Source organism: Proteus genomosp. 4 str. ATCC 51469, from assembly GCF_003144375.1.
Lineage (GTDB): Bacteria > Pseudomonadota > Gammaproteobacteria > Enterobacterales > Enterobacteriaceae > Proteus.
On the sequence record NZ_PENV01000018.1, the window covers coordinates 66219 to 87000 of the forward strand.

18 protein-coding genes are annotated in these 20782 nt (G+C 38.4%); 10 read left to right on the forward strand and 8 right to left on the reverse strand.

What is annotated here, in order from left to right:
- Window positions 1–300: 300 nt before the first annotated feature.
- Both DK866_RS20370 and DK866_RS16115 read left to right on the forward strand, forming a co-directional pair.
- The gene (locus DK866_RS20370) at window positions 301–447 is read left to right on the forward strand and encodes a DegT/DnrJ/EryC1/StrS family aminotransferase (protein WP_109409713.1); all 147 of its coding nucleotides are present in this window, start codon (window positions 301–303) and stop codon (window positions 445–447) included.
- Window positions 448–682: 235 nt separating this feature from the next.
- Window positions 683–1114: an NUDIX hydrolase gene (locus DK866_RS16115; RefSeq protein ID WP_109409714.1), complete on the forward strand. Its 432-nt coding sequence runs from the start codon at window positions 683–685 to the stop codon at window positions 1112–1114.
- A 73-nt stretch (window positions 1115–1187) separates the two neighbouring features.
- Here DK866_RS16115 and moeB read toward each other — a convergent pair whose 3' ends face one another.
- The gene (gene moeB / locus DK866_RS16120; RefSeq protein ID WP_109409715.1) at window positions 1188–1955 is read right to left on the reverse strand and encodes a molybdopterin-synthase adenylyltransferase MoeB; all 768 of its coding nucleotides are present in this window, start codon (window positions 1953–1955) and stop codon (window positions 1188–1190) included.
- A 5-nt stretch (window positions 1956–1960) separates the two neighbouring features.
- On the reverse strand, window positions 1961–3202 hold the full coding sequence (gene moeA / locus DK866_RS16125) for a molybdopterin molybdotransferase MoeA (RefSeq protein WP_109409716.1): 1242 nt from the start codon (window positions 3200–3202) through the stop codon (window positions 1961–1963).
- Between the two features lie 219 nt (window positions 3203–3421).
- Here moeA and DK866_RS16130 point away from each other — a divergent pair, with 219 nt between their 5' ends.
- The 3 genes from DK866_RS16130 (at window position 3422) to yeiB (ending at window position 6562) form a co-directional block, all read left to right on the forward strand.
- Window positions 3422–4591 (forward strand): YbfB/YjiJ family MFS transporter, encoded by a 1170-nt coding sequence (locus tag DK866_RS16130; RefSeq protein ID WP_109409717.1) that lies wholly within the window; start codon window positions 3422–3424, stop codon window positions 4589–4591.
- Window positions 4592–4738: 147 nt separating this feature from the next.
- The gene (gene folE, locus DK866_RS16135) at window positions 4739–5398 is read left to right on the forward strand and encodes a GTP cyclohydrolase I FolE (RefSeq protein WP_036938265.1); all 660 of its coding nucleotides are present in this window, start codon (window positions 4739–4741) and stop codon (window positions 5396–5398) included.
- 12 nt (window positions 5399–5410) lie between these two features.
- The gene (gene yeiB, locus DK866_RS16140; RefSeq protein ID WP_109409718.1) at window positions 5411–6562 is read left to right on the forward strand and encodes a DUF418 domain-containing protein YeiB; all 1152 of its coding nucleotides are present in this window, start codon (window positions 5411–5413) and stop codon (window positions 6560–6562) included.
- On the opposite strand, the gene sanA is transcribed toward yeiB, so the two are convergent.
- From sanA to metG, 6 genes are all read right to left on the reverse strand, one after another.
- The gene (gene sanA / locus DK866_RS16145; RefSeq protein WP_109409719.1) at window positions 6559–7290 is read right to left on the reverse strand and encodes an outer membrane permeability protein SanA; all 732 of its coding nucleotides are present in this window, start codon (window positions 7288–7290) and stop codon (window positions 6559–6561) included. The genes yeiB and sanA overlap by 4 nt on opposite strands.
- Before the next feature lie 141 nt (window positions 7291–7431).
- Window positions 7432–9129 carry an NAD-dependent malic enzyme gene (locus DK866_RS16150; RefSeq protein ID WP_109409720.1) on the reverse strand — a complete coding sequence of 566 codons (1698 nt, stop codon included), beginning with the start codon at window positions 9127–9129 and terminating at the stop codon, window positions 7432–7434.
- A 213-nt stretch (window positions 9130–9342) separates the two neighbouring features.
- Window positions 9343–10227 carry a cytidine deaminase gene (cdd, locus tag DK866_RS16155; protein WP_109409721.1) on the reverse strand — a complete coding sequence of 295 codons (885 nt, stop codon included), beginning with the start codon at window positions 10225–10227 and terminating at the stop codon, window positions 9343–9345.
- Window positions 10228–10427: 200 nt separating this feature from the next.
- On the reverse strand, window positions 10428–11129 hold the full coding sequence (locus tag DK866_RS16160; RefSeq protein ID WP_192876265.1) for a CidB/LrgB family autolysis modulator: 702 nt from the start codon (window positions 11127–11129) through the stop codon (window positions 10428–10430).
- Window positions 11123–11596 carry a CidA/LrgA family protein gene (locus DK866_RS16165; protein WP_109409722.1) on the reverse strand — a complete coding sequence of 158 codons (474 nt, stop codon included), beginning with the start codon at window positions 11594–11596 and terminating at the stop codon, window positions 11123–11125. The genes DK866_RS16160 and DK866_RS16165 overlap by 7 nt, the downstream gene beginning before the upstream one ends.
- Window positions 11597–11730: 134 nt before the next feature.
- Entirely contained in the window at window positions 11731–13758 is a 2028-nt protein-coding gene (metG, locus tag DK866_RS16170) for a methionine--tRNA ligase (RefSeq protein WP_109409723.1), read from the reverse strand.
- A 204-nt stretch (window positions 13759–13962) separates the two neighbouring features.
- On the opposite strand from metG, the gene apbC reads away from it, so the two are divergent.
- The 5 genes from apbC (at window position 13963) to dcuC (ending at window position 20206) form a co-directional block, all read left to right on the forward strand.
- On the forward strand, window positions 13963–15075 hold the full coding sequence (gene apbC / locus DK866_RS16175) for an iron-sulfur cluster carrier protein ApbC (protein ID WP_109409724.1): 1113 nt from the start codon (window positions 13963–13965) through the stop codon (window positions 15073–15075).
- A 220-nt stretch (window positions 15076–15295) separates the two neighbouring features.
- Window positions 15296–15937 carry a uridine kinase gene (udk, locus tag DK866_RS16180; protein ID WP_036938247.1) on the forward strand — a complete coding sequence of 214 codons (642 nt, stop codon included), beginning with the start codon at window positions 15296–15298 and terminating at the stop codon, window positions 15935–15937.
- Window positions 15938–16004: 67 nt separating this feature from the next.
- Window positions 16005–16586 carry a dCTP deaminase gene (gene dcd, locus DK866_RS16185; RefSeq protein WP_109409725.1) on the forward strand — a complete coding sequence of 194 codons (582 nt, stop codon included), beginning with the start codon at window positions 16005–16007 and terminating at the stop codon, window positions 16584–16586.
- Between the two features lie 47 nt (window positions 16587–16633).
- Window positions 16634–18568, forward strand: coding sequence for an outer membrane assembly protein AsmA (gene asmA, locus DK866_RS16190; protein ID WP_109409726.1), 1935 nt, complete (start codon window positions 16634–16636; stop codon window positions 18566–18568).
- 276 nt (window positions 18569–18844) lie between these two features.
- Window positions 18845–20206, forward strand: a complete 1362-nt coding sequence (gene dcuC / locus DK866_RS16200; RefSeq protein ID WP_109409728.1) for an anaerobic C4-dicarboxylate transporter DcuC — start codon at window positions 18845–18847, stop codon at window positions 20204–20206.
- The last annotated feature ends 576 nt before the right edge of the window (window positions 20207–20782 follow it).

Genomic DNA, 20782 nt, shown 5'->3' on the forward strand with positions numbered 1-20782 from the left:
TTTTTTAATTAATTTGTTTGTATAGTGGGTTTTATAGAGTTTTTTATTGTATGAATGAGATTTTTATTACCATATAATTATTTTAAAATTAAATAATTTAAATGTATTTAATTTTTACAAGGAAGGAGCTTGTAATGAAAATGGCAGTAATTGGTTGTGGGAGCATTGTATTAAAGAACACTTACCTGTAATGGTTTTATTAGGTGTTAAAATTCATGCTTTGTGTGATATATCTTCAGATAATATTAATCAAGCTAAAGAAATCCTTAATCATGAAATTCCAATCTATTCTTACTATATATACTTTTTTTTGCAACTTGTGCGCCCCTTCATCAACTGGGAGCAGAATTGAAATTTGCTGATTGTGGAGATAATGGCAATGTTGATCCTAAGGCTGTAGAAGCTTTAATTACTAGTAAGACAAAAGGTGGGGGATTCCATGTGTAGAGGCTGATATTCTGGGAACAACTTGCCCACTTAATAATTATTTTTTATTTCACTCTCCACAGAAGATATCTCAAAGTTATTGTAAAAAAGTACGCATTCAAAAATGTCATTTCGAGAATGCCATTAAATTTCATAATAGCATGTTCAAATTAGATGTTTGGTATGGTGAAGAACGCTACAATTTTATTGATAACTATTTATCCATTATTAGAACTGTTGCGGAGTTATATAAAAAATGATTGAGCCTTTAGTTCCTTATAACATATTAAATTCTTTGGATAAATATGATCGTATCGTAGTTGGTGGCATCATTAAAGTTGATGACATAAACGATAAAGTACTTTTTCTAAAACGTTCTCAGCATGAGTTTATGCCTAATGTTTGGGAAATACCTTCTGGTGGTATTGAAGAGGGAGAATCCATGCTTCAAGCACTTAAACGCGAAATAAAAGAAGAGACAAATCTAGATATTTTATATGTTGATAAATTTGTCAGTGCCGTTGATTATCTTGCCAATGAAGCTAAATGCCTACAAATAAACTTTAATGTACGTTGTTCTGGGAATGTGAAACTAAGTGATGAACACTCTGAATTTATCTTTTCAAGATTAGATATTTTCTTGAGTAATTTAGATGAGTTTATGCTTAAGATAATTACATTAGAGTGAATACCTCTCTCTTTGAAAGGTGATAAGGTAAGTTTAAAGAAGTTAGACTTACCTTATCTAGGATAGAAAGTGGTTAGTTATCGGGTAAATTGGCAGAACACACTTCGCAATGTGGATTTTTAGGTAACTTGAATTCACGAAACTGCATTCGCATTGCGTCAAACATTAATACCTTGCCATGCAGATTTTCACCATAGCCAGTGAGTAATTTAATGGCTTCAACTGCTTGTAATGTGCCAATAGTACCCACAACAGGTGCCATTATGCCCGCTTCAACACAACTTAAAGCGTTATTGCCAAAAAGATGGCTCAAGCAACGATAGCAAGGCTCGTCATCTTGGTAAGTGAATACGCTGATTTGACCTTCCATCCGAATAGCTGCACCAGATACTAGTGGTTTTTTCTGATGAAAGCAGAGGCGATTAAGTTGCTCGCGTACTGCCACATTATCCGTACAGTCCATTACGATATTATGTTGGCTAATAAGTTTAGCTAAAGCCTCATCTTCAAGTAATGCATCAACAGTTTCTATTGTGACATGAGGATTAATTGCTTCTAATGTTGTTTTTGCAGAGAGTACTTTGGGTTGGCCAATCGTAGCGTCACGATGAAGAATTTGGCGCTGAAGATTAGAAAGAGAAACAGTATCAAAATCTAATAGTGTGAGTTTTCCTACACCTGCAGCTGTAAGATATTGCGAAGCACTACATCCTAAGCCACCTGCGCCAACAATCAATACAGAGGCACTTTTCAGTGCCTCTTGACCATCAAAATCAAAGCCCCTTAATACAATCTGACGATTGTAGCGCAGTGTTTCTTCATCGGTTAATTCGATACTCATAAAAACTATTCGCTTTTTAACAGAGAATTAAATAGCTCGATTGTGACCGTTTCGCCTGCAGCCACTTTACCGCGTTCACGTTCTAAGACGATAAAGCAGTTCGCGACACTAAAGGAGCTGTAAACGTGTGAACCTTGGTGACCAGAAGTGTCTACTTGCCACTCACCTTCCGCATTAATACTTGCGATACCACGTTGAAAATCAAGACGACCCACTGATTTTTTCAATGGTGATTTTGCTACGGCTTGGAAACGTTGTGGCGCTTTCCAGTGACTAAAGCCTGATAACCGTGCGATCAAAGGCTGAACTAATTGGTAGAATGTGACGGTTGCCGAGACAGGGTTACCTGGTAAACCGCAGAACCATGCATTGTGTAATCGACCAAATGCAAATGGTTTTCCCGGTTTAATGGCTAATTTCCAAAAACCAATCTCCCCAATTTCATCAAGAATTTGTTTGGTGTAATCAGCTTCACCTACAGAAACACCGCCACTGCTGATCACTAAATCTGCTTCTTGATCTGCTTTTTTAAAGGTTTCACGGAGTTTTTCAGGTGAGTCAGGAATAACGCCTAAATCTAAAACTTCACAACCTAATTTTTCAAGCATTAAGCGCACAGCAAAACGGTTAGTATCATAAATTTGACCCGCTTTTAATGGCTGGCCAATAGTTTGTAATTCATCACCTGTTGAGAAAACGGCAACTTTTAAGCGTCGATAAACTGGTACTGTGGCGATCCCTAAAGAAGCGATTAATGGCAATTGTGCAGTTGAAAGCTTAGTGCCAGCAGGTAATACAATATCGTTTTCTTTAATATCTTCACCAATACAGCGAATATTTTGGCCTTTCTTAGCGGGCTGTGAAAAACGAACACCATGTTCAGTGACTTCTGCTTCTTCTTGCATAATGACAGTATCAACACCAGCAGGAACCATTGCCCCTGTCATAATGCGTACACATTGACCAGCAGGAAGCTCTCCCTCAAAAGGAATACCAGCGAATGATTTTCCGGCCACCGGAAGAGGAGTTTGGGTGTCTAAGTCAGCGTAACGAAGTCCGTAACCATCCATTGCAGAATTATCAAAAGGAGGAACATTGAGTGGAGATGTAATATCTGCACTTAGAATATAATCGGCTGCATTATTTAATGGGATGTTAAAGGTATCGGTAATTGCCAGCGGTTTTTCAAGTAGTTTTTCTAGCGCTTCATCAAGAGATAATAAACCGCTAACGTGACATTGACTCATCATATACTCCAAGATCTATCGAAATGTTCTGTTTTATTTCATGATACTAATCTATCACGATGAACATCATCATGTCAGAGATCATCTTGTGACTAGAAAGAAATGAAACATCTTATTGCAAAAATGTTAACTGTTTGGGGTTAATGTGTTGCGTGTTCTGTTATTAATGAACAACACATTTAAAATGTATAAAACGATAAAACAAAATAATGGATATCAATGAATACTTCAAATCACCAAAGCCATTCAGCGCAAGCTTTTCATATCGCGTTTAGTGGTTTTCTTGCTTTAGTCGTTGCAATGGGGATAGGGCGCTTTACTTTTACACCACAAGTGCCATTGATGATTGCAGAATATCAATTAACGCTAACAAGTGCGGGCATTGTCGCTGCATTTAATTATCTTGGTTATCTTGCTGGTTCCTACGATGCAATGAAAGCTGTTAAAGGTGTGGGATATCGCTTGTGGGCAGGGCTTTGGGGAGCAGTGATAATCACTCTGTTGTCTGCTTTTTTAAATGATGCATTTACACACAGTATTGCTCGTTTTTTTATCGGTTGGGCAAGTGGTTGGACGTTGGTACTGGTGGCGTCATGGGCCAATGAATTATTGGCTCGCCTTAATCGCCCTGCATTAAGCGTTGCTGTTTATGCTGGAACAGGAGCAGGCATATTTATTAGCGGTATGCTCGCTGTATTAATTATGAAATGGCAAATGAATGCGATGACTGGCTGGATTATTTACGGTTCGCTTGCTTTTATTTGTGCAATATATGTGAGTTATCACCTTCCTAAACCTTGGGCGATGAGTCGAGAAGAAGTCAAAGTGGCACCTTTAACACTGACACCAGCAATGAAAAAGTTAATTTGGGGTTATACCTTTGCGGGTTTTGGTTATATTTTACCAGCTACATTTCTTTCTCAAATGGCAGCAGAGCGCTTTCCTGGGAGCTTAATCGCACAATTTGTTTGGCCCGTATTTGGTGCATCTGCTGCATTATGTATCGGAATTGCTATTTTAACGCGTAATGTATTAAACACACAGTTACGCTTAGCTATTACACTCTGGTTACAAGCATTAGGTATTTTGATCGCAGAGTGGTTCCCGACAATAACAGGGCTTGCGATAGGTGCTTTTTTAATTGGTGGCGGTTTGATGTGTGCGGTACAACTTGCTTTTTTACGAGGTAGAGAGTTAGCTCCTGATCATGGGCGTTATATGGCGGGGTTACTCACGACCTTTTATGCTATTGGGCAATTGGTTGGTCCTGTTGTTTCTTCGCTTTCAACGGCATTAACTGGAAAATTAGAACCTGCGCTTTATGTCGCTTTTATTGTGTTGATAATCGGTGGTTTTCTGGTGTGTTTAAAAGAGAAAAAACAGGCTTAATCTAAAAATAGTTCATACAAAAATGCAATAATTTCATAACGAAAAATGCGGTATCGCTGGATAATGTGATTCATGTCATCTAAAGTGTAGGCTGTTGTCGCTGACAGCGAAACAGATACTTCATTAATGTGTTTATCGGAGAGTCCAATGTCATCATTAAGTAAAGAGGCGCAATGGGTGCATGCAGCGTTAGTTGAACGCGGTTTGGAAACGCCTCTTCGTGAATCAAAGCTATCTCCAAGTGAGAGTAAACAGCAAATTGAACATCATATGACAGAAGTGATGAAGCTGTTAAATCTAGATTTAAGCGACGATAGTTTAGCTGAAACGCCTCGTCGTATTGCTAAAATGTATGTTGATGAAATTTTCTCAGGACTGGATTATCACAACTTCCCAAAAATCACACTAATTGAAAATAAAATGCAAGTTGATGAAATGGTGACAGTACGAGATATCACATTAACCAGTACTTGCGAACATCACTTTGTTACCATTGATGGCAAGGCGATTGTGGCTTATATTCCAAAAGATAAAGTGATTGGTTTATCAAAAATTAATCGTATAGTGCAATTCTTTGCTCAACGTCCTCAAGTTCAAGAACGTTTAACCCAGCAAATTCTTATTGCATTACAAACGTTACTAGGCACAAAAAATGTGGCTGTTTCTATTGATGCGGTTCATTATTGTGTTAAAGCTCGTGGTATTCGTGATGCTACGAGTGCAACCACAACAACCTCGTTAGGTGGGTTATTTAAATCAAGTCAAAATACGCGTCAGGAATTTTTACGCGCTGTTCGTCACCTTTGAGATTTCAAATAAATGAATGAATCGTCTCATCAACGTATCGAATCACTTGATGCGTTGAGAGGAATGGCGATCCTTGGCATTTTATTGCTCAATATTTCAGGTTTTGCTTTATTAAGAGTGGCTTCATTTAATCCGTTACATTCGGGGGAAGCCTCTTTTGGTGATCGTATAACATGGATGGCATTAAACCTTTTTGCCCAAGGTAAGTTCCTCTTTATTTTTGCATTACTATTTGGTGGTACGCTTTACCTGCTACTACGTAAAGGAACACGCTTTAATTTATCGCGGTTAGTTGTGTTAGCGTTGATCGGTGTTATTCACACGCTATTTATTTGGGAAGGTGATATTTTATTTCCATATAGTGTGTGTGGTTTATTTGTTTTTGTCTTTATCAAATCAATAACAATAAAGAACCAATTTATATTGGGGGCGATACTCTATTTTTGTGGTGCATTTATTTTAGGTATGTTGTTTTATTATTATCGTGATTTTATTGATACGGTTTGGTACAGCACACCATATTCCCAACTGGTTGAATCTGATTGGAAAACAGGGCCTTATTTAAATAGTATTTATTATCGCTTGAATGAATTAAGTATTTTCATTTTTAATTTGGTGCGTCAATATAGTTGGTTTTTATTTGGTGCAATGCTGATGGGTGCTGCGCTAATGGCATCGGGCTGGTTACAACAGAAATTTAGTCGTACACATTATGGTTATGTGGCACTTTGTTTTCTCTCAATCAGTTTAAGCTTACAAACAATGATTGTGCTGGTGGATTATTTTTCTGATTGGAATTATCGCTGGGCAGCGGTTTGGGCACAGCCTTTAACTATGTTGATCCAAGTTATACAAAGCTTGGGATATATTGCGTTATTTTATTGGAGTTGGAATATAATTTGCCACTCTTATTTTGCCTATGCTTTACGTTGCGTAGGCAAAATGGCGCTAACGACCTATTTAATGCAAAGTCTTATCGGCATTACCCTGTTTCAGCGGATGGGCTTATTTAACCAATTTACCTTACCTGAACTGATGCCTTTTGTAGTCGTTATTTGGGTAATCAACATTGCTTTTGCCGTAATTTGGCTACGCTATTTTCCACAAGGCCCAATAGAGTGGATTTGGCGTAAATCAGCCGCAAAATTAGCGCAATTCTTTTAGATTTTCTCGTTATTGTTGTCACTTAGAGGAAGTGATTCAACTTCCTCTGGTGAAACTGCGGGATATCCTTTAATGCTATCAGGAATAGATTGTATCGCGGGAATTGTTTCTGGAGGCCCTAAAAAGCGTGGTTCTCGATTTAAAATATATACATCAATCATTGCACCTGCTCTGGCAAACACCTCACGTATACGTACTTTAAACATGCTTTTAGGGGATGCAACCGCAAAGCATTGCGCATCAATTCCTTTTTCTAGAGCAATAAAAACGGCTCGTTCACAGTGAAAACGTTGCGTAATAATAGTAAAACCATCAGTACCAAAGACTTCTTTTGTCCGCACAACAGAATCAAGCGTTCTGAATCCTGCAAAATCCATTACGATACGAGAAGCCGGAATACCCGCTTTAATGAGATCCTTACGCATTGTATTAGGCTCATTATAGCTATGCTTTGCATTATCTCCGCTTAATAATAAATATTGGATCTTACCACTGTTATAGGCATTAACTGCGCCTTGGATGCGATATTGATAAAATTGATTAATGTAACCGCTGGTATAATATTTTGATGTGCCTAACACCATGCCCACTTTTTTTGCGGGTAATTTATCAATATCTTCAAAAATATAAGGGTTTGTTTTCCATCCGATCCAGCGATCGCAGGCAATCAAGGTGACTGCAAGTAGAATAAAAAGTGTGAGAAAAAGATAAATGAGGCGTTTTAGCATGTCCTTGCCTTAATGACGCAAATAAAAAATGATTTTCATAATAGTTAAGGCTACTTGAGCAAAGATAGGGAAGCAAGAAAAAAGCGCCTCATATTAAGTAATGATGCGCTTTTCAGAATGGTACTTAGTATTTAAAACGACTTAGAATGACGTTCTTTTGTAAATACGGTATTCAGGCTGCCAATAGTTGCGTTCAATTGCTTCTTCTAATGCTGAATCTGAGGTAACAGTAGCAACACCTTGAACTTGTGCTTCTTTTGCAACTTGTTTTGCTATATAACGCGAAACTTGTTGAATATCAGCCAGTAAAGGTAATAGTGAGCCATCTCCCTCTTTTGCCATTGGTGAACAATCAGCTAATGCACGACTTGCAACCATTAACATGGCATCAGTCACACGTTTAGCACCACAGGCAATAACACCTAACCCAATGCCTGGGAAGATATAAGAGTTATTACATTGTGCAATTGGATACTCTTTATCTTTGTATTTTACAGGTGCAAATGGGCTACCCGTTGCCACTAAAGCTTGGCCATCTGTCCAATTGATAATATCTTCAGGGCGAGCTTCAACACGCGAAGTTGGGTTAGATAATGGCATCACGATAGGGCGTTCACAGTGTTTGTGCATTTCACGAATAATTTCTTCAGTGAATAACCCTGCTTGTCCTGAAACACCAATTAAGATCGTTGGTTTTGCATTTTTAACCACTTCTAACAGCGAAATAGCATCGCTTTCTGTTTCCCAATCAGCAATAGTTTCACTTTTTTGGATAAGCTTGCTTTGAAAATCAAGTAAGTTTGGCAGTTTATCTGTCAATAAACCAAAACGGTCAACCATGAAGATACGCTCACGTGCTTGCTCATCACTTAAGCCTTCAGATTTCATTTGGGCAATGATTTGCTCAGCAATACCACAACCTGCAGAGCCTGCACCTAAGAAAGTGACTGTTTGGTCTTTTAATTGGCGACCCGCAGCACGGCTAGCCGCGATAAGGCTACCTAAGGTAACAGACGCAGTGCCTTGAATATCATCGTTAAAGCAACATAATTCATCACGATAACGGTTTAGTAAAGGCATCGCGTTTTTTTGCGCGAAGTCTTCAAATTGCAGTAAAACATTTGGCCAGCGACGTTTAACAGCTTGAATAAATTCATCAACGAATTCGTTATATTCATCACCAGTAATACGAGGATGGCGCCATCCCATATATAGTGGATCGTTTAAACGTTGTGGATTGTTAGTACCAACATCAAGTACAACAGGCAGTGTGTACGCCGGGCTGATACCCCCACACGCAGTATATAAAGAGAGTTTACCGATAGGAATACCCATACCGCCGATACCTTGGTCACCTAGACCAAGAATACGTTCGCCATCAGTGACAACAATTACTTTTACGTTTTGTTTAGTGGCGTTTTGCAGCATATCGTCGATATTGGCGCGGTTAGGGTAAGAGATAAATAAACCACGAGCACGACGATAAATATCAGAGAAATGTTCACAAGCTTCACCCACTGTTGGTGTGTAAATGATTGGCATCATTTCAGTAAGGTGAGATTCCAATAAACGGTAAAACAGAGTTTCATTGGTGTCTTGGATGTTTCTTAGGTAAATATGTTTGTCGTTATCGTTTTTGAAATCAAGATATTGGCGATAAGCGCGTTCAACCTGCTCTTCAATGGTTTCAACTGCTTCAGGCAGTAAACCATGTAAGTTAAAGGTGCTGCGTTCTTCTTCGCTGAAAGCACTACCTTTATTTAACAGGGGAAATTCAAGCAGGATTGGGCCTGCATACGGGATGTAGAGAGGGCGTTTACTTTCGTGTTCCAGTTCCATGAAAAATACTCTTGTAAGGCAGTTAGTCACATGACAATAGTAGATCCTACAAAATAATAAAAATATGTACAGCTTATGTTATTTTTTTATGATTTTTATGCTTAGAAATGAGAGATAGATACAGTTGTTACAACTTTTTCTGGTAAGCACCAGCAAAATTTACATGCTGATGCTTTTTTAGGAGAGATTTTTAGAGGAATAAGTTAAAACTTTTTACAAAGTGATGCGTTGCATCTGGCGACAACCTAAAGCTGTTAATGTGGCTTGAGTTGCATCCCATTGCGTTAAAATTGTTTCTGCTTTTTCAATTAAGACCGCAGATTCAATTTCCATCACACTCTCACCCGCCATATTTAATAAAATTAATGCGGCTTGTAATGGTGGTAAGCTTGGGTTAAATGCGGCATTTTCTGCGTAGCTACCTTGGAAAATTTTGCCATTTTTCATTTGAACAGCAATTCCGCTGTGAGACTCACTATAAGGTGCATGGCTACGATTGGCGGCTTGTAGCGCCTGTTGTGCTAATTCACTAGGGTTATCAATTTTGTAACTGTGATTAACTTTATCCATTAATAAAGAAGTGATATTGAGATCCTTCGGACCAAAGCTATCAGGTAAATAATCCCCCAATGTCGCTACTTTTCTACCAGGTAATTGGATCTGAATATGGGTGCCACTGTTGAGTTCATTCATAAACTGGCGACAATGACCACAAGGTGTATAGTTAACGGTGATTGAAATTAAGCGAGATTCACCACGTAGCCATGCATGAGTTACCGCACTTTGTTCGGCATGGACTGTTTGTTGTAATGGTGCGCCAGCAAATTCCATATTGGCACCGAAGTAGAGATTACCACTTTCACCACGAGCAACTGCACCTACTTTGAAGTTAGAGATAGGTGCAACAGCACAAGCCGCAGCAACCGGTAAAAGTGCAAGGGCTAAGGCATCATCATTACATTGTAACTGTGTTTTTATGGCGTTGACCTGTTCTGCCGTGAACATTGCAGGGAATGCATCCTGCTCAAGATAAGGAGCAAGTGCGTGTTGTAACTGCGGAGATAAATCTGACCAAATTGCCTGAAAACGAGTATGCATACATGAGTCTCCCATTAATCTTTCTGTATTATAAGATTCTAGGCATCTTTACCCATTCTTATATGTGATGAAAATCATATTTTCAATGAAACAATTGCAACAAATTCATTAATTGAGAGATGTATCTCAAATTTATAGTAAAAATCCCCGAAATAAATTTAATTAAATCGGGGATTTAAGAATGGAGAGTAAGAAAGATATCAACTATAAAGATGCAAAATAATAGGGAAGATAAACGGAGCAAGTAAAGAGGTAATAATCCCACAAGTCATTAATGCTAATGAACTATAAGCACCTTCGATATAATCCACTTCAGCAGCTCTTGCTGTTCCCACTGCATGTGAAACGGTTCCCATCGCTAAACCCCGAGAGGCGTGAGTTGGAATTCGCAATATCTTGAATAGAGTGTGACCAAAAATGGCACCTAAAATACCTACTGCAATAACACATGCAGCACTGATTGCAGGAATACCACCTATGGAGTCTGCAACTGCCATTGCGATAGGTGTTGTGACTGATTTAGGTAAGACTGATGCGGCAATTTCTGGGGTTGCGCCTGCCCATAAGGCAATCGCAGTACCACTGACCATGGCTGCAACACTACCAATAAAGCAAATGCTTATCAGTGATTTCCACTGTGCGCGAATTTGGTGTAATTGCTGATAAAGCGGGATAGCTAAAGCAACAACGGCAGGTTGTAATAAATCATTTAAAATACGACTACCGGCAAAATAGTGTTCGTAAGGAGTATGTGTAATTAATAAGATAGGAATAATAACCGCAATACCAATAAGTAAAGGGTTCAATATAGGTAATTTATAACGAGCAGCAAGTTTACGTGATAAATAAAAGATAATTATGGTTAAAGGAAGTGACCACCATATATTCATTAACACTAACATTTTTTCTTCTCACTTAATGCTTTGTCATCATCTTTTTCTTTTGTTTCAATAACATCTTCAACTAGATCTGGTTTTGAACCTACGATAATACGCTCACGATGGACATAATGTGAACAGTAAGCAACCAGTGCCATAACCCCAAATGTACTGACTACACAGGCTAAAACGATAGGGAAGAGCTGCTGACTAAGTAAATCATAATAATTCATTACGGCTACCCCGATAGGGATAAAGAGCAATGACATATTTTTTAGCAGGATATTGGCGCCAGGTTTAACCCAACGTAACGGAATAAGCTGGAAAGCAAGTAAACCAAAAAGGATCAGTAAGCCAACAATACTACCTGGAACCGCGAAGGGTAGAAGGGCTGAAATAAGATTACCTGCAAAAAGACAAAGATAAAGAACCAAAAAAGATCGTAGATAATGCCAAAGTGTAATCTGCAATCGTGCCCGTTTAGATTTCATAAGTAAGTGTCCCAAATCAACTAACAGAATTATCATACACCGATTTTGAAAGTGTGCTATGGATCACAATAAAAAAAGAGCGGGGCTCTAATAGAACCCCGCCATTTATTCGTTTGGCAAATGAATTTTGGTTGTTATTTCACTTGCTGACCCGGTTTTGCACCAGAATCTGGGCTAAGTAAGAAGATATCTTTATCGCCAGGGCCTGCTGCCATTACCATGCCTTCTGAAATACCAAAACGCATTTTACGAGGTGCTAAGTTTGCCACCATTACCGTTAAGCGACCTTCTAACACTTTAGGATCTGGGTATGCTGTACGAATACCAGAAAATACTTGGCGAGTTTCTCCACCTAAGTCCAAAATTAATTTCAGCAGTTTGTCTGAACCTTCAACAAAATCGGCTTGTTTAATTTCAGCGATACGCATATCAATTTTTGCAAAATCATCAAACTTGATGGTTTCTTGGATCGGTGAATCAGCTAATGGGCCTGTGACTTCTTTTACAGGTGCAATGGTGCTTTTTGATGCTTCAACCATTGCATTGGCTTTATCCATTTCAATGCGGTTAAACAGCGCTTTGAATTTAGTGATTTCTTGGCCTAACAGCGGTTGCTCAAGTGCATCCCATGTCAATTGAGTTTGCAAAAATGCTTCTGAACGTTCTGTTAGTGAAGGTAAAACTGGTTTCAGGTACGTCATCAACACGCGGAACAGGTTAATTCCCATGGTGCAGATTGCTTGTAACAGAGCGTCTTGACCTTCTTGTTTTGCCACGACCCAAGGTGCTTTTTCGTCAATATAACGGTTAGCTTCATCAGCTAATGCCATAATTTCACGGATGGCTTTACCAAATTCACGATTTTCGAATGATTGTGCAATGGTTTCTTGCATATCAACAAAGTGTTGATAAAGCTTAGCATCATCTAAAGAATCTGCTAATTTGCCATCAAAACGCTTGCTGATAAAACCAGCGGTACGTGATGCTAGGTTAACGACTTTATTTACGATATCGCTATTTACGCGCTGAACAAAGTCTTCTAAGTTTAGGTCAATATCGTCAATGCGTGATGAAAGTTTTGCTGCATAGTAATAACGCAGGCAATCAGCATCAAAATGATCAAGATAAGCACGAGCTGTAATAAAGGTGCCTCGAGATTTAGACATCTTGGCGCCATTTACAGTGACATAACCGTGAACAAACAGGTTTGTCGGCTTGCGATATTCACTGCCTTCTAACATAGCTGGCCAGAATAAGCTGTGGAAATAGACGATATCTTTACCAATAAAGTGATAAAGGTCAGCTTTGCTGTCTTTATTCCAAAACTCATCAAAACTTAAATCACCACGTTTTTCACATAAGTTTAAGAAAGAGCTCATGTAGCCAATTGGTGCATCTAACCATACATAGAAATATTTACCCGGTGCATCTGGAATTTCGAAACCGAAATAAGGCGCGTCACGAGTGATATCCCACTGTTGTAAACCGCTGTCGAACCACTCTTGCATTTTATTCGCAACTTGCTCTTGCAGTGCACCAGAGCGTATCCACTCTTGCAACATGTTGCTAAAAGCAGGTAAGTCGAAGAAATAGTGTTCAGTTTCACGCATAACAGGCGTTGAACCTGATACGACAGAGCGTGGATTAATTAATTCTGTTGGGCTGTATGTTGAGCCGCATACTTCACAGTTATCACCGTATTGGTCTTGTGCTTTACATTTAGGGCACGTGCCTTTTACAAAACGGTCAGGTAGGAACATGCCTTTTTCTTCATCATAAAGCTGAGAAATTGTTTTGCTTTTGATGTGACCATTTTTCTTCAGTGCTAGATAAATTTTTGTCGATAATTCGCGACTTTCTTCACTGTGTGTAGAGTGATAATTATCATAACTGATATTGAAGCCTGCAAAATCCTGCTGATGCTCTTTGCTCATTTCTTCAATCATGGCTTCTGGAGTTATACCCAATTGTTGAGCTTTCAGCATAATTGGGGTGCCGTGGGCATCGTCAGCGCAGATGAAATGAACTTCTTTGCCGCGCATTCGTTGATAACGGACCCAGATATCTGCCTGAATGTGCTCAAGGATATGACCGAGATGAATTGAACCGTTAGCATAAGGTAACGCGCAGGTTACCAATAATTTATTCGCGACGTGAGACATAGTAAGGATCTTACTTCCATAAAATTAATAAAAGGGACTTTGATGGTAACCGATCCGTCATGATGTCGCTAGGGCAATAATGGAGTTTTTGCAAGAGAAATTTCAGTTGGCAAATTGAGGTAAGGCATTATCGTAGTCATCTACTATCTGATATGATAGATACACTCATATATTTAATAAATAATGAAAACGAGAGGAGCCGGGATGAGTGATAAATCCCCCGAGCAGACCACCCCTGAGATTCTGAACGAAAAAGTTTCAGGTGTCTTGTCTACTTTTGAACACCCGACATTGAAACGTAATCTGCTTTCTCTAAAAGCATTACATCAATGTGCGATGATTGACGATGTTCTTCATATCGAATTAGTGATGCCATTTGTTTGGAAAAAACCTTTCCAAGTGCTAATCGAAGAAAAGACAGCTGAACTTCGTGACATCACAGGCGCAAAAGCAATTGAATGGAAACTCAAGCATAATATTTCAACCTTACGTCGTGCAAATGATCTGCCTGGCGTTAATGGTGTACGTAATATTCTTGCGGTGAGTTCTGGTAAAGGTGGCGTAGGTAAATCAAGTACTGCTGTTAACCTTGCATTAGCCCTTGCACAAGAAGGCGCTAAAGTAGGTATTCTTGATGCGGATATTTATGGTCCATCTATTCCTAATATGTTAGGTACCACAATGGAGCGTCCAACGTCTCCTGATGGACAACATATGGCGCCAATTATGGCGTATGGATTAGCATCTAACTCTATTGGTTATTTAGTGACTGATGATAATGCGATGGTATGGCGTGGTCCTATGGCGAGCAAAGCGTTAATGCAAATGCTCCAAGATACGTTGTGGCCTGACTTAGATTATCTCGTTATCGATATGCCACCAGGAACAGGTGATATTCAATTAACTTTATCCCAAAATATCCCTGTAACTGCTGCCGTTGTGGTAACAACACCTCAGGATATTGCGCTGGTGGATGCAATGAAAGGGATTGTCATGTTTAAGAAAGTCAATGTGCCTGTATTAGGTATTATTGAAAACATGAGTGCGCATATTTGTAGCAACTGTGGTCACCTTGAACCTATCTTTGGTACAGGTGGTGCGGCGAAATTGGCGGAGAAATATCATTGCCAATTATTAGGTCAAGTTCCTCTTCATATCTCTTTACGTGAAGATTTAGATCGTGGACAGCCAACAGTGATGCGTGATCCAGAAGGTGAATTTGCTGATATTTATCGTGAAATAGCGTCAACCGTTTCTGCTCAAATGTATTGGGATGGTGATGCAATTCCAACGGAAATTTCTTTCCGCGCAGTGTAATCGCAGTAAAATAATGCCTGATATTATTTGCTGATTAAAATGGAGAGTCATTTGGCTTTCCATTTTTTACATGTGATTTCCGGCTGTTTTTGATAAAAAACAAATAGATTTCTGGTTTTACGCTGGAACCAGAGTGATTTCAAAACTATAATCTGCGCTAGCGTAATATTTACATATTATTACGTTATCCCTCTTTTTATTTCAAACCAGGTTTTTGATTATGGCTGACACAGCACATCAGTGCACAATTGTAGGTATCGCTGGAGCTTCTGCTTCGGGTAAAAGTCTTATTGCAAGTACGCTTTACCGTGAATTAAGAGCACAAGTAGGTGATCATAATATCGGTGTGATACCAGAAGATTGTTATTATCGTGACCAAAGTGATTTAACGATGGAAGAACGATATAAGGTCAATTATGACCACCCAAATTCGATGGATCATGCACTTTTATACCAGCATTTGTGTGAACTAAAAGCAGGAAATGCCATCGAACTCCCTCAGTATGACTACGTTGCTCACACTCGCAAAACAGAATCCATCCCTTTTAAGCCTAAAAAAGTTATTATTATTGAAGGCATCTTGTTATTAACAGATAAGCGCCTGCGCGAAGAGATGGATTTCTCTATCTTTGTTGATACGCCATTAGATATTTGCTTAATGCGTAGAATTAAACGTGATGTAAATGAACGTGGACGTAGCTTAGACTCAGTCATTGAACAATATAATAAAACTGTTCGTCCGATGTTCTTCCAGTTTATTGAACCTTCTAAACAATATGCCGATATTATTGTGCCAAGAGGGGGTAAAAACCGCGTTGCGATTGATATTCTGAAAGCAAAAATTGGGCAGTTCTGCGAATAATAGGTTCATTTATGGGCAGCTTTCATGCATGATGAAACTGCCTAATTAACTTGAAGAAGGAAATAAAATGCGATTATGCGACCGTGATATTATTCAGTGGCTGGATGAAGGTAAATTAGTCATTGAGCCTCGCCCGCCTGTCGAGCGAATTAACGGCGCAACAGCAGATGTTTGCTTAGGAAACCAGTTTCGTGTTTTCCAAGGACATACTGCCGCTTATATTGATCTGAGTGGTCCAAAAGCTGAAGTGAATGCTGCATTAGAACGTGTGATGAGTGATGAGATTGTTTTACCTGAAGGTGAGGCGTTTTACTTACATCCTGGTGAATTAGCATTGGCTGTGACACTAGAATCAGTCACATTACCTGATAATGTGGTGGGGTGGCTAGATGGACGCTCATCATTAGCACGTTTAGGCTTGATGGTGCACGTTACTGCACATCGTATTGATCCTGGTTGGCATGGGCAAATCGTATTAGAATTCTTTAATTCAGGTAAACTGCCTCTTGCATTAAGACCGGGCATGGTGATTGGTGCATTAAGTTTTGAACCTATGTCTGGCCCCGCCGATAGACCTTATAATCGTCGTCAAGATGCTAAATATAAAAATCAACAAGGTGCGGTAGGTAGTCGAATTAGTGAAGATTAACTATCTTTATAATCATCATTATCAGATTTTACTAAACGGGTAATTATATGAAAAGGTTTTTGACAACACTGGCTATTTTGCTTGTGGTTATTTTGGCAGGCTTAACAGCATTAGTTTTACTCATTAACCCTAATGATTTCCGTGGATATCTTGTTGAGCGAGTTGAAAAACAAAGCGGTTATAAACTCACATTACAAGATGATATGCGTTGGCATGTTTGGCCAAAACTGAGCATTATCAGTGGTAAAATGTCATTGACAGCACCTGGTGCTGAAATGCCTTTAATTACTGCGGATAATATGCGTCTGGATGTTGAGTTATTGCCGCTTCTTTCTCATCAACTTGAAGTAAAAGAAGTCATGCTTAAAGGTGCTGTAGTACGTCAAACACCTGAAAGTAAGGCTATCCCTAAAATAGTTTCTCCTTCTACGCCTAAAGATGTTTCTCACCCTGTGATTGAAACAAGAGCGAATAATTGGCAGTTAAATATTGCCAAAGTCAAAATTTCAGACAGCTTAATTATTTGGCAGATGAAAGATGGTGAGCAACTTAATTTGCGTGATATTAATTTATCGCTGAAAACAGATGATAAAAAACAAATTAATCTAGAGATGAGCACGAAAGTAAATCGTGATCGTCGTGAGATAACGCTAAATGTTGCCGCTAATGCTGATATGAACAGCTATCCTTACCAAATCAACGGTACGATCACACAGCTAGATTATGCATTATCCGGTGTGGAAATCCCTGAAAATGGCATAACAGGAAGTTTAACCTCAGATTTTATGATCCAAAATGAGGGTGTGAGAAAAATTTCATTTGATAATCTAAATCTAACTGCTAATGACAGTCAATTACAAGGTAGTGTTAGTGCAGAGTTTGCAAATAAAACACGTTATCAAGTTGATTTAAAAGGTGAACAATTAAATTTAAATACGTTGTTACCAGAGTTAGCAACGGCTAAAACAACTGAAACTGCATTATTGTCCCTTAAAGATAATAAGACACTATCATCATTTTCATTATTTAATACTGCACACGCGGCTCCAGCACCTAATGCCACGATTATGGCCAAGCCAGTTATTACTTCAGTGACTGTTGAAAATAAAGAATATGATTTAACGCATTGGGGTGATCTTGAATTTACGCTGAAATTAGCACTGAATAAGCTCCTTTATAAAGATTTAGAGATTAATGATTTTAAACTTGATGCGCTAAATAATCCTAACTCGATGAATATTCAAACTTTAACAGGAAAGATTCATCAGGGTGATTTTTCACTACCTACTGTGATTTCTACAAGTATTGTGCCAGCACATATTAGTATGGATATCACAATGAATAATATTCCGTTACAACCTCTATTGCGTGCGTTTAATCAGCCTGAAAATTTCAGTGGATTAATTTCAGCCAAAGGAAATATCGAAGGTGCGGGATATAACCGAAAAGCCTTTTATCATTACTGGCAGGGCACACTCAATACCTCATTAACTCAATTTAAGATGCAGGGCCTAAATGTCCCACAGGTGATCCAGCAATCTATTGCTCAAGCGACAGATAAAGTGATTTATCCTGAAGATATAGAAAGTTACACCCAAGCAGATAATGTCATTGCCCAATTTAAATTAACACCCAAAGGACAATTGACGGTTAATTCCCTTGATGCCCAAGCGGATGCTTATCAAATTAAAGGGCAGGGTAAAGTTAACCTTCAGCGTCATGATCTTGATGTAACATTATTGGTTAATATTAAAAAAGGGTGGGGTAAAGAAAATGAATTTATTCGCCAACTGGCTAAAATTGATATTCCATTAAGGCTTTATGGAGATTGGAATGCGGTGCAATATGAACTCAATGTTGAAAAATTATTGCGCGATCAATTACAGCAAAAAGCGAAACAAGCCATCGATAATTGGCTGAATAAGCAAGATGCTGAAAGCCCAGAAGTAAAAGCACTTAATCAGCTATTGAAGAAAATTTAATTTCACGACTTTTAACTTCATCACACTCTTAATAAAAGCACACAATTTTGATAATTGTGTGCTTTTTGCTTTATATCTATCATTTAATTTATGTTTTGAATGAAAAGTAAGCATTCGTGCTATACCTATGCAAAAAAATAGTCGTTTTTTTTGATATATGTCATACACTGCAACGTTGCCTTTGGGCAGAGTGTGTCAATCGCACTAAACGCAAAAATGATGATAAAAAATAAAAAACTTCATTTTATAAATGACTACTTTAGACAGGATAAATAAATGATTGAAATTCTTATCGGCGCCTTAGTTGCTGTAGGCGTTGGACGTTATATTGTAAAAGGCTATTCACCAACCGGTGTTCTAATGACAGGTGGTCTGTTATTACTGATCATCAGCGTTATTATGGGAAGAGCTGTTTTACCTGCAAGTGCAACTGCGACAGGCTATGGCTTAATCGATATTGTTGAGTATGTGAAAAATCTACTAATGAGCCGTGGTGGCGATTTAGGTATGATGATCATGATACTTTGTGGTTTTGCTTCTTATATGACACACATCGGTGCTAATGATGTTGTTGTTAAATTAGCATCACGCCCGCTGAAAATGATCAACTCACCTTATCTGCTGATGGTTGCGGCTTACATTGTTGCATGTTTGATGTCACTGGCTGTTTCATCCGCAACAGGTTTAGGTGTGTTATTAATGGCAACGCTGTTCCCTGTTATGGTGAATATGGGAATTAGTCGCGGTGCTGCTGCTGCAATTTGTGCGTCTCCAGCCTCAATTATTTTAGCGCCAACATCAGGTGATGTTATTTTAGCCGCTGAAGCGTCTCAAATGCCGCTGATTGACTTCGCATTTAAAACCACATTGCCTATCTCTATTGCTGCAATTATTGGTATGTGCATTGCGCACTTCTTCTGGCAACGTTACCTTGACCGCAAAGAGCACATTGAAACTGAAATGTTAGACGTGAATGAAATCAAAACTCACGCACCAAGTTTCTATGCGATTTTACCTTTTACGCCAATCATTGGTGTTCTCGTTTTTGATGGTAAATGGTTACCAGAACTTCATATTGTTGCCATTATTATCATCTGCATGATTTTAGCGGCTGTTATCGAATTTATTCGTAGCTTTAGCGCAAAACAAGTTTTCGAAGGTTTAGAAGTTGCTTATCGCGGTATGGCAGATGCATTTGCTCAAGTTGTTATGTTATTAGTCGCCGCAGGAGTATTTGCTCAAGGCTTAACAACAGTTGGCTTTATTAATGCCTTAATTGAAGGCGCTCAGTCATTAGGTTCAGGTGCGATTGTGATGATGATTGCGCTGGTATTAATTACCATGTTAGCTGCGATGACAACAGGCTCAGGGAACGCACCATTCTATGCTTTCGTTGAATTAATTCCTCGTTTAGCAAGCAATATGGGTGTTAACCCAGCTTATTTAACTATTCCAATGTTACAAGCTTCAAACTTAGGCCGTACATTATCACCGGTTTCTGGTGTTGTAGTTGCGGTATCAGGTATGGCAAAAATTTCACCATTTGAAGTGATGAAACGTGTTTCTGTCCCTGTATTAGTTGGTCTTGTTATTGTTATTGTTGCTACTGAAATTCTTGTACCAAGTACATTGGGTTAATTTTTATTGTACTGAATTAATCTAGAATTATTGTTTTAAATTTTATTGGCGGGCTTTGTGATAAAACAAAGCCCGTTTTTTATTGGATAAAATTTAGCAAACCACTTTAATATTTTCTTATAGCAGGCATGAAAGGTAAGTAATTATAATGTTTTTGTGTTTTACGCATATCCAGAGTAATTAGATATATTTATGTTATGAGTTCTCTATATAATTAAATTTTACTTTAAATATTTTGTTAATATCCCACATCGCATCAAAGTTAGATTATTCTTATATAACTGACTGTATCTAAAGAACGTATTGTTTTTTGGTAATTGTTCGTAAAAAACAAACTATAAATACATTACCAATATAAATAAGAATAACTACTTATTCCTTTTCTATTTTTTACTGTTAAATCACATTTAAAAATAAATATGTTTAATTTAATTTATCTATCATGATATGTTTGGCTTAATTTGCTGGTAAGTATTGTTTAAATACGCTGTTTTATTGGCTAAAAATGATGTTGTGGGTAATGAGTTGATAATCACGCCTTATGTGCTTGGGATTACAGCAAGGGGCGGTAGCGTG